A 16,523-nucleotide genomic window follows, 5' to 3' on the forward strand; every position below is an offset into this window, starting at 1 on the left:
CGGGGCGTTACCGGGCGGTCGCGGCGCCGAAGGGCTCTGCCAGACGCCGGCGAAGCACCGTCAACGGCATGGGGCGGGCGAAGAAAAAGCCCTGCAGCAGGTCGCAGCCGCGATCCTGCAGGTCCCGGCGCTGGGCCTCGGTCTCGATGCCCTCGGCCACCACCGCCAGCTCCAGGTGGTGGGCCATGGTGATAACCCCCTGGACGATGGCGGCGGTGTTGCGGCTGTTGGTGACATCCTGGATAAAGCTGCGATCCAGCTTCACCTTGTCGATGGGTAAGTAACGCAGGTAGCTCAGGCTGGAAAAGCCGGTGCCGAAGTCGTCGATGGCGGCGTGGACGCCCAGCGAGCGCAGCGCCGCCAGGGTGTCGATGGTGGCCTCGGTGTCGGCCATCAGCACCCCCTCGGTCAGCTCCAGCTCCAGCGTCTCGGCGGGCAGTCCGCTCTCGCTGAGCACCTGCGCCAGGTTATCCAGAAACCCCGGACGCCGGAACTGCAGCGGCGAGATATTCACCGCCACCGGAAGGGTGCGTCCGGTGCGCGCCTTCAGATCGGCCATGTCACGGCAGGCCCGGTGCAGGATCCAGTGCCCGATATCGATGATCTGACCGGTCTGCTCCGCCAGCGGGATGAACACCCCAGGCGGGATCAGCCCGCGTTCGGGATGTTGCCAGCGCACCAATGCCTCCACGCTGTGCAGATACCCCGTGGCCGCATCGACCACCGGCTGATAGTGCAGCATGAGCTGATCACCGGCGATCGCCTCCTGCAGGTCGCGGCGCAGGCTGATGTCCTCGCCCTGCGCCCTGGTCCCCAACTCGCCGGCGTAGCGGCGCCAGGTGTTGCGCCCCTGCTGCTTGGCCTGCTGCATCGCCCGGTTGGCGAACTGCACCATCTCCTCCGGGCTTTTCACATCCCGGTGGTTCAGGGCGATGCCAATGCTGGCGCTGATGTGCACCTCGTGCCGGCCCAGGCTGTGGGAGCGCTTAAACAGCGTGAGCACACGATCGGCCACCGCCAGCGCCTCCGCCTCCCCGGACAACCCGGGTAACAGCATGACGAACTCATCACCGCCGAACCGCGACAGCGTGTCACTGGGCCCGAGCAGCCGCTCCAGGCGGCGGGCGGCGGCGACCAGCAACTGGTCGCCAAAGGCGTGGCCCAGGCTGTCATTCACCGGCTTGAAATCGTCCAGGTCGATATAGAGCACGGCCAACAGATCGTTGTGCTGGCGACACAGATAAAAGTCGTGGCGCAGCCGCGACTCAAACTCGCGGCGGTTGGGCAACCCGGTGATGGTGTCGTGGCTGGCGTAATAGGCCAGGCGCGCCTCGTATTGCTTGCGCAGGGTGACATCACGGGCGATGCCGTAGATACCGACCACCCGGTCATCGACAATGATCGGCAGGTTGGTGATCTCCAACTCTACCTTGCTCCCATTGGCGGTCCGGGCCTGCACCTCGTAGTGCTGGGCCTTGCCGCGGCATACGGCCTCGAAGGCCGCATCGCTGCGGCGCCGGTCTTCACTGAAGACAAACGCATGGTAATGGCGTCCGAGCAGCTCGGACTCCGGCAGTCCGATCAGTCGGGTCGCGGAACGGTTGGCCGCCCGCAGCCGCCCCTCCAGGTCCACTTGGAACACCGCATCCGGGTGCTCGGTGAACAACGAGCGGTAACGCTGTTCGGCCTCCTGCAGCGCCCGCCGGTCGAGCTGGCGTTCCACCGCCAGGGCCACCAGCCCGGCGGCGCGCTGGATCTGTGCCTGATCATGCGCCGTCGGCTCGCCCGGTTGACGGTAGTAGGTGGCGAAGGTGCCCAGAAGCGCCCCGCTGCGGGCGATCACTGGCACGGACCAACAGGCGCGCACCCCCTCGTCCCGGGCCAAATCGTGAAACCCGTTCCAGCTCCGATCCGCCATGATATCGGCGGTGGCCACCAGGCGCCGTTCGTGGGCTGCGCTGCCGCAGGTGCCGATCCCGGGGCCCACCGGGATTCCCTGCATGGCCTGACAGAAGCGCTCGGAGAAGCTGTGACCACCGCTGAGGTTGAGGGTGCGCTCTTCCGGATCGGCCAGCATGATCGAACAGAGGGCCCCTGGCAGGTGCTCCTCGATCATCCGGGTGATGGCGGCCAGGATCTCGTCGAGCGGCGCATGCCGCGCGATCAGGTCCTGGATCGCCTGCTGGGTCTCGAGTTGTGCGCTTACGCCAGTCACGGTAGCTGCTGCATCCCGGGTGGGGCCGACGAGGAGTGGCTCAGGCGGCCATCCCGGGTTTTTGCCCTTTATTTTTTATAGGTATAGCGCGAGAACACCCACGAACGAACTAGTCTCTTCGGAGTATAACACCGCAAAACCAGCAAAGATTTTCCGCCCCTGCGGCTAAAGGTTGCCGCAATTCAGCCGATCACCCGGTGGCATTTCAGCGTCCGGAGCCCGCCATGCACATCGCCGAGTACAGCATCCAGATGGCCAGTCAGCGCTTGTCGTTTGAGCAACGTGAGGTCCGCGAACAGTGGGTGGCCGGGCCACCTCCCGCCGGCCCTCCCGGCCGACCGGCAGCCCCACCCGGCCTCGCCCTGGGCCTGCGGGGCGAGGCCCCCAATGGCGCCGGAGCCGGCGCGACGGCCCCAGGCCCGACCCGCGCCCTGGCGCCGGCGGATGCCGAACCCGGCCCGCTGGATGACCTCAAGATGAACCTGCTGCGCCTGCTGGTGGAGCGCCTCACCGGCCGCAGTCTCCGGGTCATCAGCCCGCGCGACTTGGTCCCCGACACCCCGGAGGCGGACGTACCAATGCCGACCGGCTCGGCGCAGCCGGGCACCCCTAATCGCAGCGGCTGGGGCGTGGCCTATGAGTACCACGAGCGCCGGGTAGAGGTGGAGAGCACGCGGTTCCAGGCCAGCGGCACGATCCACACCGCCGATGGCCAACGCATCGACCTGGCAGTGGAACTGGACATGTCCCGGGCCCTTATGGAGGAGACACGCCTCAGCGTGCAGACGGGCGCGCAGCGGTTGCACGACCCATTGGTCATCAATTTTGACGGCAACGCCGCAGAGCTTACAGAGACCCGGTTCCGGTTCGATCTGGATGCCGATGGCCAGGAACAGCAGATCGCCTTCCTCCAGCCCGGCAGTGGCTTTTTGGCCATCGACCGCTCGGGCAGCGGCCGGGTGGATAACGGCGGTGAGCTGTTCGGGCCGCTCACCGGCGACGGGTTTGCCGAGCTGCGCGCCTACGACGACGATCGCAATGGCTGGATCGACGCCGATGACGCCGTCTATGACCGCCTCCGGGTCTGGACCCGCGACGCGGAGGGCAACGATCACCTGCTGGCGCTGGGCGAGGTGGGCGTGGGCGCGATCTATCTGGGCCACGTGAGCACGCCGTTCGACCTGAGAAGCGGTGCCAATCAGCTTCAGGGCCATATTCAGAGCACCGGGCTATGGGTGGGTGACTCCGGCCGCGCCGGCACCGTGCAGCACGTGGACCTGGCCGTCTGAGGACGGCGGCCTGCGGGGGCTCAGAGTGGCGGGCGGCCCACTGCATGGGCCTTGAGGTCCTTTAACGAGACCACTCGCAGCGCGGACTCGTGGGTGGCCTCCAGGATCACCGGCGGGGCACACCCCGCATGGCAGGCCTCGTCCCAGCGGGCGGCGCAAAGGCACCAGCGGTCGCCCGCCTGCAGCCCCGGAAAGCCCAGCTCCGGCCGGGGGGTCTGCAGGTCGTTACCGCGGCGCCGGGAGAAGGCCAGAAAGTCATCGGTCAGCAGCGCACACACCACATGCAGCCCCTCGTCAGAGACGTCGGTGTGGCAATAGCCGTCGCGGTAGTAGCCGGTCATGGGATCCCGACAGCACGCCTCCAGGGGCGTGCCCAGTACGTTCAGGGCGTCGCTGCTCATGGACGGACCTCGGTTGCCAGTGCCGATAGCCCCGACCCCCGCGGGGACCGGCGCTGGCCCTATAATAGTACCCCAAGCGCCGACGGCACAGCCCGCCCGGATTGCAGGGCGGCCTACCCGGGTCCGTTGGTGGGGCTTAAGCCGCACTCCCCTGCAAACGGTCTACCAGCACCGGGAAGATCCGCTCAGCGGCCTCCTCCGACCACGGTTGGCGGTACTTCTTCCGGATCCCGTAATCGGTCAGCAACTCATGCCAGGTGGGGGTCACATCGTGCCGCGCCAGGCAGTTGCGCACGCACTGCAGTTGGCAGCCATCCAGTGCCAGGATTGGCCGGCCCGAGCGAGCCTGTTTGACCAGTGGCGCCACATCACCCCCGACACCGGCGATACAGGACATTTCCGCCACGCCCGCTGTTTGCAGGCGCAAGGCCAGTTGGTTGGCCAGTTGCGCTACGCTGGAGCAGCCGGAGCAGGCGTAGACCAACGGTCCACGGGAGTTCGATACTGTCATGGGGCCTCGCACTTCAATGCAGGATGAACCTGGCGGGCAGCCTGCCGCCCGCCCCGCTGTTCTGCCTTGATGGAAGGCAAGGAAACAATGCCCTTTTATTGCCCCTTTCTGGTGGAGGCCGTAACGTCTGACCCACCATGAACGCCCACGATGCCACCGCCTCCCGACGCCCCCGCCGCATCCCGGCCGACCGGTTCTTTTTCCCGGCAGCGGTGACCTATGCCCTGGTGGCGGTGCCCCTGTCGGTTCAAGGCCTACTGGGCGACCCGGCCTGGGCCCCGGGCCTGGCCAGCCCCTTGGGTCACGGTCAGGGGGTGTTGTTCGGCTTCGCGCTGGCCCTGGTGGCCGGCTTTCTGGTCACCCGGGTCTCCGCCGGCATCCTGGCCGCGCTGGCGGGGCTCTGGCTGCTGGGCCGGGTGGCGACACTTTGGCCCGCCGGGATGATCGCGCTGGTACCGGACGCCCTGTTCGTGGTCCTGCTGGCCGTGCTGATCGTCCCTCCCCTGCTCCGCCGGGCCAAGAAGTGGCGCAACCTGGCCTTCGGCTGGCTGCTGCTGACCATCTGCCTGGCCGCCCTCACCGCGCCGGTGCTGCGGCTGCTAACCCTGCAGGGGCCGGCCTGGCTGCTGCTGCGGGAGGCGGTGTTGCTGTTCGCCCTACTGATGCTCTTTGTGGGCGGGCGCATCATCGCGCCCGCCGTCGCGGGTGCCATCGAACGCCAGGGCGGCCGCCTGACGGCACGGGTGCAACCGCGGCTGGAGGCGGCGCTGCTGATCCTGATGGCGGCGGCCGCGATCGCCCTCGCGCTGCCGACGGCCGGCATACTGGCCGGCTCGCTGCTTTGGGCGGCGGCGGCCCTGGCCGCCATCCGCCTGCTCCGCTGGCGCCTCTGGCGGTGCCGCCACCGCCCGGACCTGATCACCCTGGGTATCGGCTACGCCTGGTTGGTGGTTGGCATCGCCCTGCTGGGCGCCCAGCAGCTGGGCGCAGTGACACCGGGCACCGCCACCCACGCCGTCACCGTCGGCGCGCTGGGTCATCTCGCCAGCGCCGTGATCACCCGCACCTGGGGGCATCGGCACCGCTGGCGGCCGGAACAGTACCGGTACCTGCTGCCACTCTCCGGGCTGCTCAGCCTGAGCGCCGCCGCCCGGCTGCTCTGGGCGGATACGGTCACCGGCCTCTGGTTGGCGGCTGGCCTGTGGAGCCTCGCCCTTGGGCTGTTGCTGGCCCAGATGGTACGCATGGCCTGGCGGCCCGCCCCAAGACCCGATTCCCCCACCCACCCGTCGGAGAACAGATGATGGAGCTCTACCTCAATGCCACCTCCCCCTACGCCCGCGTGGTCCGCATCGCGGCCCTGGAAAAGGGCCTGGAGACGGCGATCACCCTGCAGTGGTGCGACCCGTGGAGCGACGACCCCCGCCTATTGGCGGTCAACCCCGCCGCCCGGGTTCCGGCCCTGGTCACGGATGAGGGCCACACCCTGAGCGAGTCCCTGCTCATCGTCCATCACCTGGATGCGGTGGGCCCTGGGCCGGACCTTGTGCCGCAGGCAGGGCGCAGCGAGACCCTGCAGCAGACGGGCTGGGGTCAGGGCCTGATGGAGGCGGCTTTTCAGACCGTGATCGCCCGCAAACACCAGGGGGCAGCAGCCGATGAGAGCGTATTGGGGCAGCGACGGCTGCGTGCGATCGATCGCACCCTGGCCGCGCTGGCGGACCACGGGATGGATCAACCCGGCACGAACACGGTCACTCTGGGGGGAATCGTGGTGGCGGTGGCACTGGATTACCTGCTGTTCCGATTGCCCGAGGTGGCTTGGCAGGACCGTCACCCGGCGCTGGCGCGCTGGCACGACGAGATGAGCAATCGGAGCAGTTTCCTCCGGACCCGTTTCCCTTGAAGGGGCGTGGGGAAAGAAAGCACCCCACCCGATGGCGCCATCGGGTGGGGGCATTGGCGGCCTTCCGGCTCTCCGGACCGTACCTTCCAGTGGCGCGGCCGAGGCATCCTTGCTGCGCTTCTTGCTGCATCATGCTGAAGTTATATCCCGTCACATCCTTGTGACGGTCGACCTCCCTGTCTGGTTACGTAAGCTACGCCTATTCGGTCATCTATAAATTGACCTGCATCAATTCATTCGCATCCTTGAGACTTTCTAGTCTATGATTTTATTACTATTCCTCACCCATTATGACTATTTCTAATCACCCAAAAGTGGGATTACCAGCAGGGTGCTCACCAGCACCAGTAATGGCAGGGCCGCCGCGGTAACCCACGCCCCAGCATAGAGCATATCCGTAACCCGAAGCCGTTCGCTGCCAAAGATAATGGCATTCGGGGGCGTGGCCACAGGGAGCATGAAGGCACAGGAGGCCGCCAGCGCCACCGGCACCGCCAGCAGCAGCGGGTCGAGCTCCAGCATCAAGGCCAGGGAGACCATCAACGGCAGCAGCGTCGCCGCAGTGGCGGTGTTACTGGTCACGTGGCTAAGCAGCATGGTCAGTGCGGCGATTACCGCAATCAACGACCAGACCGGCCACCCCGCCAGGTCAGTGAGCAACAGCGCGATGGCGCTGGACAGGCCGCTTTCCTCGATCGCCACCCCCAGGCTCAAACCACCGCCGACCAGCACCAGCACTCCCCAAGGCAGCTCGCGGGTCGAGGCCCAGTCCAGCAGGAACTGCTGGCGGCGCCAGTCCACCGGGACCAGAAAAAGCGCCACCCCCGCGGTCAGGGCGATACCGGCATCACTCAGCACCCCCCACGGCCAGACCTGCTGCAACAAGGGCCGACTGACCCAGGCCAAGGCGGTGAGCGCGAAGATGATCGCGACCCGGCGCTCGCCCCGGCCGATCCGCCCCAGTGATTTCCGCTGGGTGGCGATCAGCTCCGTGATCCCCTCCATGGTCTGGCGCTCCACGCGGTAGACCTTGTGGGTCAACAGCCACCAGGTGATCAGCAGCAGGGTCAGCGCCAGCGGGACGCCCAACAACATCCACTGGGCGAAGCCGATCACCACGCCCTGGCGATCGGCCAGGAACCCGGCCAGCAGCGCATTGGGCGGCGTCCCAATAAGGGTGCCCATACCGCCGATGTTCGCGGCAAAAGCGATACCGATGAGCAGGCCGAGGACGAAATCCCGCTCGATCCGCCCCCCTCTGTCCTCCAGCAGGGCAATCACCGACAGTCCGATCGGCAGCATCATGGCAGCGGTGGCGGTGTTGCTGACCCACATACTGAGGCCCGCCGTGGCGACCATGAAGCCCCCGATCAGCAGGTCCGGCCGCCGGCCGGCAAGGCTCAGGATGGTGATCGCGATACGCCGGTGCAGATTCCAGCGCTGGATCGCCATGGCCAACAGAAAGCCACCGAGGAAGAGAAAGATCAGCGGGTTGGCGTAGGGGGCCGCGGCACTCTCCACGCTGCTGACCCCCATAAGCGGCAGTACCACCACCGGCAACAGGGCCGTGACGGGCAGCGGCAGCGCTTCACTGACCCACCAGGTGGCCATCAACAAGGTCAGCGCGGCGACCCGCCAGGCCTCGGGCGAGAGCTCCCCGGGCGGCCCCAGTCCCACCATCAGTGCGAAGAGCGAAGGTCCCAGCAACAGCCCGAACACCCGGCGCCAGTGATGGGCCGCGCGTTCGGGCTGTTGCGTATTATCGGGACCGGGCGGACTCACCTCAGACCTTGAACTGCCCCACCAGCCCCTTCAGCTCCCGGGCCAGTTTCGCCAGCTCATCGCCAGCAGTGGCGGTCTCGCGGGACCCGTTGGCCGTCTGCTCGGCCACATCGGTGATGCTGGTGATATTGCGGTTGATCTCCTCGGCCACCGCGCTCTGCTCCTCAGCCGCACTGGCGATCTGCTCGTTGGAGCTGCTGATGGTCTGTACCGAGGAGGCGATCTCCTTCAAAGCCTCGCCGGCATCGCCCGCCTGCCCCACGGTCTGCTGCGCCTGGCCGTAACCGGCCTCCATGACCTGGACCGCGGTCTGGGTCTCCTGCTGCAGGCCGCTGATCATCTCCTGGATGCTCTGGGTGGACTCGTGGGTCCGGCTGGCCAGCGAGCGGACCTCGTCGGCGACCACGGCAAAGCCGCGACCGGCGTCGCCGGCGCGGGCCGCCTCGATGGCGGCGTTGAGCGCCAGCAGGTTGGTCTGTTCGGCGATCTCCCGAATCAGGTCGGAGACCTCACCGATGCGCTCGCTGTCCACTGCCAGCTTGCGGATCACCTCAGAGGCCTTCTGCACCTCCTCGGCCAACCGGTCGATGCTGGCGATGGTGCGCTCCACCACATCCTGGCCCCGCTCCGAGGCCTCGGCACCGGCGCGGGTGGCCTGGGCGGCGTCCTGCGCGTTGCGGGCCACCTCCTGGGCGGTGGCGGTCATCTCATTCATGGCCGTCGCCACCTGTTCGATCTGCTCGCGCTGGGACTCCACCCCCTGGTTGGTCTGCACGGTCACGGACGAGACCCGGTCTGCGGCATCGGTCAGCCGGCTGGCGGTGTTGACCACCCGTTTCACCAGGTCGTGGAACTTGTCCATGGTGTGGTTGAAGGCCAGCGAGGCCTTGCCGATCTCATCCGTGCCCCGGTCGGGCAGCCGGCGGGTCAGATCCCCGTCACCGCTGGCGATGTCCTCCAGCCGCTCGGTCATATCGCTGAGCGGCGCGGAGACGAAGCGTTTGATGAACAGATAGACCACGCCCAGCAAGGGGATGCTGAGCAACACCGCCAGGCCGAAGACCAGGGTGCCAAAGCGGAACACGGCCTGGTTCACCTCCTGCAGGCCGATGCGCATGCTGACCGCCCCCAACACCTCGTCCTCCTCGGCCATGGCGTGACAGGCCATGCAGTTTTTACCCAGGTAGTCCCGCGCGTTGACGTTCGGGATGACCGCGTAAAGGTGATCACCCCCCGGCTCCACCTCGATATGCGCCTCACCGCTGGCCAGCACCTGCTCCTCGACGGCATTGGCCGGCTGGCTCACCGCCAACCCCTCGCCGAACTGCCGGCTGACGGCCTCGGAGCGCAGCACGCGCAGGTCCTCCATGTTGTGGAGGGCGAGGATCTGGTCCAGGAACTCGTCCCGGTCATCCATCTTCCAGAGGATCATCAGCGTGGTGAGACCGGCCATGGTCATTTCATTCATGGTCTCACTGAAGGTGACCGCCTGGGTGAGCGCGGTGTTGCGCTGTTCGTAGACCGACCAGGCGATGAGCGCACTCCAGGCGACCACCAGCATGAGCCAGATGGCCAGCAGCAGCCGCACCCAGATTGGCCAGTTGTTGAAGCGATTGACAAGATTCATTGGACACCTGCCCCGTAAGGTCCTTTTCAGTCATGGCGTGCCCTCTTAACATCGACGCCTTACGGGGTAACTTGAGCGGGTGCGGCAAACGGTGCCCTCCGGTGTCAGAAGCCCATGCCCGGCGGCAACTGTCCGCCGCCCCCGCCGAGCTGGCGCATCATCCGCTGCATGCCGCCCTTTTTCTTCATCTGCTTCATCATCTTCTGCATCTGTTTGAACTGCTTGAGCAGGCGGTTGACCTCCTGCACCTGGGTGCCGGAGCCCTGGGCGATGCGGCGCTTGCGGGAGCCGTTGATGATATCGGGCCGGCGCCGTTCATCCGGGGTCATGGAATTGATGATGGCCACCAGGCGGCGCACCTGCTTGTCGTCCATCCGGCCCTTGACCTGCTCGGACATGTTGCCCATGCCCGGCATCTTGTCCATCAGCCCACCGATGCCCCCCAGCTTGTTCACCTGCTCCATCTGCGACTTGAAGTCCTCAAGGTCGAAGCCCTTGCCCTTCTTGAGCTTCTTGCTGAGCTTCTCGGCCTCGCTGCGGTCGACCTTGCGCTCCACCTCCTCGACCAGGGAGAGCACGTCGCCCATGCCGAGGATCCGGGAGGCGACCCGGTCGGGGTGGAAGGGCTCCAGGGCGGTGGTCTTCTCCCCCACCCCCAGGAACTTGATGGGCTTGCCCGTGATGTGGCGGATGGACAGGGCCGCCCCGCCCCGGGCGTCGCCATCGGTCTTGGTCAGGATCACGCCGGTGAGCGGCAGGGCGTCGTGGAAGGCGCGCGCGGTGTTGGCCGCGTCCTGGCCGGTCATGCTGTCGACCACGAACAGCGTCTCCACCGGCGTCACGGCCTTGTGCAGGCGCTGCACCTCGTCCATGAGGTCCTGATCGATATGCAGCCGGCCGGCGGTGTCCACCAGCAGGACGTCGAAAAACTGCTTGCGGGCGTGATCCAGCGCCGCCCGGGCGATCCGCTCCGGGTCCTGATCGGCGGCGCTGGGGAACCACTCCACGCCCACCTCGTCGGCGAGGGTACGCAGCTGCTCGATGGCCGCCGGGCGGTAGATGTCGCAACTGACCACCAGCACCTTTTTCTTCTCCCGCTCGGTGAGATAGCGGGCGAGCTTAGCGGTGCTGGTGGTCTTGCCCGAGCCCTGCAAGCCGGCGAGCAGCACCACCGCTGGCGGCTTGGCGGCCAGGTCCAGGGCGTCGTTCTCTTCGCCCATGACCTGGACCAGTTCGTCCTTGACGATCTTGATCAGTGCCTGTCCGGGGGTGAGGCTTTTCATCACCTCCGCCCCCATGGCGCGCTCGCGCACCTGGGCGATGAACTCGCGCACCACCGGCAGGGCCACATCGGCCTCCAGCAGCGCCATGCGCACTTCGCGCAGGGTATCTTTGATGTTGTCCTCGGTCAGACGCCCTTTGCCGCGCAAGCGGCCCATGGCGTCCGAGAGGCGTCCACTGAGGTTGTCAAACATGGTTCATCTCGTCCCGTTGCCGGGGGTGGGCGTCCACCCACCCGGAGTTTGGCATCAGTATATCGTTAGCGGCCTTCGCTGACTTCCCGTGTTTCAGCTTGTATGCGATGATCAGCGCAGATTCCCAGTTTGCCCCCCTGTTTCCCGGGGGCTGCCCGGAGACGCTTCAACCTGACCATGCTGTTGCTTATCGCCATGCTGGCCGCCGCTCTCCACCTTCTGGCCGGCGGCCTGCTGTTCCTACGCCTGATCCACGGCACCGCCCGGGTGACGGGCCGCGGCCTGCCCCTGGGGCTGGCGGCGGTGGCGGCGCTGCTGCACGCGGTCGTGGTCTGGTCGGCGGTGTGGACACCGGTTGGGCTCAACCTGGGCTTTTTCAATGCCCTGGCGGTGGTCAGCCTGTTCATGGTGGTGGGCATGCTGCTGGCCACCAGTCGCCTGCCGGTCTGCCACCTCGGTGTCATCCTGCTGCCGATCAGCGCCTTCAGTGTGCTGATGGCCTGCACCCCCGACTGCGGCACGGTGGTGCCGCGCGAGCCCGGGGTCGACCTGCACATCCTCACCTCCATGCTCGGCTACAGCACCCTGGCCCTGGCGGCCATTCAGGCGCTGATCCTGGCCGCCCTGGATTACCGCCTGCGGCACCGGCGCATGGGGGGCTTCGTGCGCCGGCTGCCGGCACTCAACACCATGGAGCAACAGCTGTTCGGGATGCTCTGGCTGGGCTTCGCGCTGCTCTCCGTGGGCCTGCTCACCGGCCTGGTGTTCGTGGATGACCTGCTGGCCCAGCACCTGGTCCACAAGACCACGCTCTCGGTGGTCGCCTGGGTGGTCTTCGGCACGCTGCTGGTGGGCCGCTGGCGGCTGGGCTGGCGGGGCCAGACCGCCGTGCGCTGGACGCTCGGCGGCTTCGCCGCACTGATGCTGGCCTATTTCGGCAGCAAATTCGTGCTGGAATTGCTACTCGCCTGACCTGGGGCGGCCGGCGGCGGGCCCTCACTGCCCCACCGCCGCTGTTTCGCGACTAGAAGTAGGCCGGCTCGTTCCCCGGTTTCCACTTGATATTGCAGCCCATGCTCGGCCGCTGCTGCTCCTCAGGGAGGGTCTCGCCCCGGAGCAGGGCGTCGGCGGCCGCCCGCAAGTCCCGTCCGTCCACCGGTTGGTCATTGCCGGGTGTGGCCGCATCAAACCGGCCCCGGTAGACGAGCTTGAGATCGGCATCAAACAGGAAGAAGTCCGGGGTGCAGGCCGCACCGTATGCCTTGGCCACCTCCTGGGTCTCGTCCAGCAGATAGGGGAAGTCGTACCCCGCCACCCGCTTCTCCTCGGCCATGGCCTCCAGGTTGTCCTGGGGGTAGGCCTCGATGTCGTTGGCGCTGATCGCCACGGTGTTGATGCCCTTGCTGGCGTAGTCCCGGGCGAACGCCGCCAGCCCACCGCGGATGTGCTTGACGTAGGGGCAGTGGTTACAGATGAAGGCCACCAGCAGGCCGCGCCCGCCACGGACCTGCTCCAGGCTGACCTCGCCACCCTCGGTGGAAGGCAGGGTGAAGTCCGGGGCCGCTGTCCCCAGCGGCATCATTGTCGATTCGGTCCTTACCATGGTATCGGCTCCTTGGTTCACTCGTTGCGTAGCCCGCCAGGCGTTCCGCCGTCCGGCGCGGCCGGGCTTCAACATACCCCCGTTCCCGGACATAAGAAAAGGCCTGCCGGTAGCGGCAGGCCTTTTCCATTGGGGCCAGGCCCCTTGGCCGGCCACGGGCCGACCTGGGTCGGGCACGCTCAGTCCCGGTGCGCCTCCACCGTCTCCAGCAGGAGGTCCAGGATCTGGCCACCCCGCTCGCCGGTCATCTCCACGTAGGTGTCACGCACCGGCATGCTGGCCTCGCGGAAGGCCTCGCGGGTCTCCTCGTCGATATCGATAATCTCCACATCCGGCCGCGCCTCGAGGATCTGGTCCATGCGGCGGTCGTTGAGCTCCACCTGGACCTCGTGGATGTACTCCACCAACTCCTCGTTGACCTCACGGATGACCTGCCTGTGCTCCTCGGAGAGGTTGTCCCAGAAGTCCCGGTTGGCCAGCCAGGCGGCGACGAAGGGCTTGTGCCGGCCAAAGATCATGTAGTCCTGGACTTCGTAGAAGCTCATCTCCTGGTGGGCGAACACCGGCTGGATGTTGGCGTCAATGGAACCGGTCTCCAGCGCACCGTAGATGTCGGCATAGCTGACGGAGGTCGGATCGGCGCCGTAAGCGCTGTAGGTCTGGCGCAGCAGACGGTTATCCATCACGCGGATGCGCACGCCCTCGAAGTCCTCCACGCTGCGAATCTCTACATTACCGGCCCAGACCTGCCAGCCCTCAGGGACCAATGAGAGGATCTGGACATCGCGGTCGCGGAAGGCCGATTGCAGCGGGTCACTCCAGAGAAATGCCTCATCGTTGAGGATCTGGGTGTTGGTCCACTCGTCGTCGGTCAGCACGAAACTCAGGCTGAAGACGTCGTTTTCCGGGACCACCCCGCCGAAGAAGCCGGAACCAAAGCCGAACTGCACGGCCCCGTCCTGAAGCTGGGTGTAGATCTCATCGAAGCTCGGGCTCAGCTCACCGTAGCTGTAGATGACGAACTCCACATCGTCCGTGCGCTCCTCCACCAGCTCGGCAAAGCGTTCCGCATAGCGGTGCTGGACACTACCCTCGATCTCCTCCAGAGCGACGCGCCAGGTCTGCATCTCGGGCGCGGGCGCGGCCGCCTCACCATTCGCCTCGGTATCCGGCGCATCCCCCCCGCAGGCCGAGAGACCCAAAGCTGTCACAGCAGCCGTGGAGATCAGCCAAGACGTTCTCTTCATCAGAGTCTCCTTAGTTATCCAACAATGCACGCTTTCAATTGCCCGGCGTGGACCCCACAGGTCCCAGGCCGGCCGACGGTAATCACGCGTCTTTTACAACCCTAGCACAGAGTGGCCGCATGCACGCGTCCGGGCCCGGACGCCCAACGTCGCCAAATGCCGACGTCTGGTTTAGGCTTTACGAGGATCAGTTTATATGGTTTATGCTGAAGCATACGACCCACTTCACACAAAACGGCAGCCATAACGCATGAGCACTCAGGGTGGGCCCGGCAGCGGGTTGAGCGGCAAACTGACAATAGCAATCCGGTTGCTTGACCGGGGCGTGGAGCATGTGGAGGGCCTGCTGGTGGGGGCAGGCGTGTTACTGATGGCCATCGTCGCCATCAGTAACGTCTACACCCGGAACTTCCACGGCTTCAGCATCCCCGGAACCGAGGACATCACTGTCATCCTGCTGGTCATCGTGACCTTCATGGGGATCGGGTTCGCGGCCCGCCAGGGCCGGCACATCGCCATGACCGCCCTCTACGATCAGCTCTGGGGGGTATGGCGCAAGGGGATGCTGGTGCTCATCAGTCTGTGCACGGCCGGGCTGCTCTTCTACCTCGCCTTCCTGGGTTACGAATACGTGGAGGCGCTCCACCGCCGCGACCGCACCTTCCGCGGCATGGCCATCTACGCCTGGCAGATCCACATCCTTTTGCCAGCCCTGCTGGCGCTCTGGATCGGCTACTGGGCCGCCTGGCAGCGCGGCCTGCGGCGTACCGGCGCGTTCCTGGGCGCCCTGCGGGGCAGGGATATCGGCGCCTGGGTCACCACCGTGGTCACCGGTGCCGCCCTGCTCTGGATTGCCGGGGTAGTCATCGTCCATTTGTTGGCCGACCCGGGCACAGGGCCACTGGGCTGGCAGACCCAGCTCCGACAGTGGATTCCCTACGCCCTGGTGCCCATCGGCCTGGCCCTGGGGGGGGTACAGTTCCTGCTGACCGCGTTGCGCAACCTCACCAGCCGGGAGATCTACCGCTCGTTCACCCAGAAGGAGCAGTACGGTGACGCTAACCCCGATGAGCCGTAAGTCACCCGCCGCGCCCGCGGGCAGGGGCCGGCCATTGCAGAGATCGACTCGAGGAGTTTACCGCCGATGATCTGGATCATGGTCGGCATCATGGTGGGGCTGCTGCTCCTGGGCTTCCCGCTGATGGTGCCGCTGCTCTCCGCAGCCCTCTACGTCATGCTGTTCGAGCTGGATTTCATCAGCACGAACCGCATTGTCGCGCAAATGGTCTCCGGCATCTCCTCGCCGGTGCTGGCGGCGGTGCCGTTGTTCATCCTCGCCGCCGACATCATGACCAAGGGCCGCACCGCCAACCGTCTGTTGGATCTGGTCATGAGCTTCTTCGGCCACCTGCGCGGGGGGCTGCCGGTCACCGCGGCCATCAGCTGCACCCTTTTCGGTGCGGTCTCCGGCTCCACCCAGGCGACGGTGGTGGCCATCGGCGGGCCGCTGCGCCCAAAGCTGATCAAGGCCGGCTATAAGGACAGCTTCACCACCGCACTGATCATCAACGCCAGTGACATCGCCCTGCTCATCCCGCCGAGCATCGGCATGATCGTCTACGGCGTGGTCTCCCGCACCTCGGTGCGCGAACTGTTCATCGCCGGCATCCTGCCCGGGCTGCTGATCCTGCTCTTCTTCTGTGTCTACACCTATATCTACTCCCGGCTAAAGCAGATCCCGGTGCAGGACAGGTCAACCTGGTCGATTCGGCTGCAGGCCCTGCGCGGGGCCTTGCTACCCATGGGCTTCCCGATCATTGTCGTGGGTGGCATCTACGCCGGCTTCTTCTCCCCCACCGAGGCAGCGGCCGTCTCCGTGGCCTACGCCTTCCTGCTGGAGGTGGTGATCTTCCGGTCGCTGCACATCAAGGAGATCTGGCCCATCGCCCTGTCCACCGGGTTGATCACCGCGGTGGTCTTCGTGCTGGTGGCCTCCGGCCAGGTCTTCTCGTACGTGGTCTCGGCAGCGCGGATCCCCCGGGAGTTGATCGGGCCGCTGATCGAGACCCTGGCGGGCAACCCCGAGATGGCGTTAATCGTCATCGCCCTCGCCTACTTCATCGGCTGTATGTTCGTGGACCCCATCGTGGTCATCCTGGTGCTGACACCGATCTTCACCCCGCTGGTGGACGCCACCGGGCTCGACCCGGTGCACGTGGGCGTCATCGTCACCCTGCAGGCGGCCATCGGTTCGGCCACGCCACCCTTTGGCTGCGACATCTTCACCGCCATCGCGATCTTCAGGCGACCTTACTGGGACACCATCAAGGGCACGCCGCCGTTCATCTTTATCCTGTTGCTGTCCACGGCGGTGCTCATCGCCTTCCCGCAGATCTCGCTGTTCCTGCCGCAACTGGCCTTCGGCTAGGCGCCACGGGTACGGCGAACGGCGCCTGCCCGTCGCGGG

At 66.4% G+C, this 16,523-nt stretch carries 14 protein-coding genes; 6 read left to right on the forward strand and 8 right to left on the reverse strand.

All coding sequences use genetic code 11. The annotated features are described in order from the left end of the window. Window positions 1-7: 7 nt before the first annotated feature. Window positions 8-2,215 carry a putative bifunctional diguanylate cyclase/phosphodiesterase gene (locus MLG_RS09810; RefSeq protein WP_011629666.1) on the reverse strand — a complete coding sequence of 736 codons (2,208 nt, stop codon included), beginning with the start codon at window positions 2,213-2,215 and terminating at the stop codon, window positions 8-10. Between the two features lie 224 nt (window positions 2,216-2,439). Here MLG_RS09810 and MLG_RS09815 point away from each other — a divergent pair, with 224 nt between their 5' ends. Continuing rightward, window positions 2,440-3,504 (forward strand): hypothetical protein, encoded by a 1,065-nt coding sequence (locus MLG_RS09815; protein ID WP_011629667.1) that lies wholly within the window; start codon window positions 2,440-2,442, stop codon window positions 3,502-3,504. A 20-nt stretch (window positions 3,505-3,524) separates the two neighbouring features. On the opposite strand, the gene MLG_RS09820 is transcribed toward MLG_RS09815, so the two are convergent. Continuing rightward, a complete protein-coding gene (locus MLG_RS09820; RefSeq protein ID WP_011629668.1) occupies window positions 3,525-3,905 on the reverse strand; it encodes a DUF2237 family protein in 381 nt (126 codons plus the stop codon). Window positions 3,906-4,041: 136 nt separating this feature from the next. Next, a complete protein-coding gene (locus tag MLG_RS09825) occupies window positions 4,042-4,416 on the reverse strand; it encodes a putative zinc-binding protein (RefSeq protein WP_011629669.1) in 375 nt (124 codons plus the stop codon). Between the two features lie 137 nt (window positions 4,417-4,553). Here MLG_RS09825 and MLG_RS09830 point away from each other — a divergent pair, with 137 nt between their 5' ends. Together MLG_RS09830 and MLG_RS09835 are read left to right on the forward strand one after the other, a co-directional pair. After that, window positions 4,554-5,720 (forward strand): NnrS family protein, encoded by a 1,167-nt coding sequence (locus tag MLG_RS09830; RefSeq protein WP_011629670.1) that lies wholly within the window; start codon window positions 4,554-4,556, stop codon window positions 5,718-5,720. Beyond that, window positions 5,717-6,322, forward strand: a complete 606-nt coding sequence (locus MLG_RS09835) for a glutathione S-transferase family protein (protein WP_011629671.1) — start codon at window positions 5,717-5,719, stop codon at window positions 6,320-6,322. Before MLG_RS09830 ends, MLG_RS09835 begins: the two co-directional genes overlap by 4 nt. Before the next feature lie 300 nt (window positions 6,323-6,622). Here the strand turns inward: MLG_RS09835 and MLG_RS09840 are convergent, their stop codons facing one another. From MLG_RS09840 to ffh, 3 genes are all read right to left on the reverse strand, one after another. After that, entirely contained in the window at window positions 6,623-8,002 is a 1,380-nt protein-coding gene (locus MLG_RS09840) for an SLC13 family permease (RefSeq protein ID WP_156774735.1), read from the reverse strand. A gap of 103 nt (window positions 8,003-8,105) precedes the next feature. After that, complete coding sequence (locus tag MLG_RS09845) at window positions 8,106-9,731, reverse strand: methyl-accepting chemotaxis protein (protein WP_011629673.1); 1,626 nt, start codon at window positions 9,729-9,731, stop codon at window positions 8,106-8,108. A 104-nt stretch (window positions 9,732-9,835) separates the two neighbouring features. Next, on the reverse strand, window positions 9,836-11,206 hold the full coding sequence (gene ffh, locus MLG_RS09850; RefSeq protein WP_011629674.1) for a signal recognition particle protein: 1,371 nt from the start codon (window positions 11,204-11,206) through the stop codon (window positions 9,836-9,838). Between the two features lie 177 nt (window positions 11,207-11,383). On the opposite strand from ffh, the gene MLG_RS09855 reads away from it, so the two are divergent. Continuing rightward, on the forward strand, window positions 11,384-12,178 hold the full coding sequence (locus tag MLG_RS09855) for a cytochrome C assembly family protein (RefSeq protein ID WP_041718012.1): 795 nt from the start codon (window positions 11,384-11,386) through the stop codon (window positions 12,176-12,178). Window positions 12,179-12,230: 52 nt separating this feature from the next. On the opposite strand, the gene MLG_RS09860 is transcribed toward MLG_RS09855, so the two are convergent. Both MLG_RS09860 and dctP read right to left on the reverse strand, forming a co-directional pair. Continuing rightward, window positions 12,231-12,809, reverse strand: a complete 579-nt coding sequence (locus MLG_RS09860) for a thioredoxin family protein (RefSeq protein ID WP_041718013.1) — start codon at window positions 12,807-12,809, stop codon at window positions 12,231-12,233. Window positions 12,810-12,988: 179 nt separating this feature from the next. Beyond that, window positions 12,989-14,056 carry a TRAP transporter substrate-binding protein DctP gene (gene dctP / locus MLG_RS09865; protein WP_011629677.1) on the reverse strand — a complete coding sequence of 356 codons (1,068 nt, stop codon included), beginning with the start codon at window positions 14,054-14,056 and terminating at the stop codon, window positions 12,989-12,991. Between the two features lie 250 nt (window positions 14,057-14,306). On the opposite strand from dctP, the gene MLG_RS14875 reads away from it, so the two are divergent. Next, a complete protein-coding gene (locus MLG_RS14875) occupies window positions 14,307-15,134 on the forward strand; it encodes a TRAP transporter small permease (RefSeq protein ID WP_011629678.1) in 828 nt (275 codons plus the stop codon). Between the two features lie 66 nt (window positions 15,135-15,200). Continuing rightward, window positions 15,201-16,484, forward strand: a complete 1,284-nt coding sequence (locus MLG_RS09875) for a TRAP transporter large permease (protein WP_011629679.1) — start codon at window positions 15,201-15,203, stop codon at window positions 16,482-16,484. The last annotated feature ends 39 nt before the right edge of the window (window positions 16,485-16,523 follow it).

Origin of the sequence: Alkalilimnicola ehrlichii MLHE-1 (genome assembly GCF_000014785.1) — a bacterium.
GTDB classification, from domain to species: domain Bacteria; phylum Pseudomonadota; class Gammaproteobacteria; order Nitrococcales; family Halorhodospiraceae; genus Alkalilimnicola; species Alkalilimnicola ehrlichii.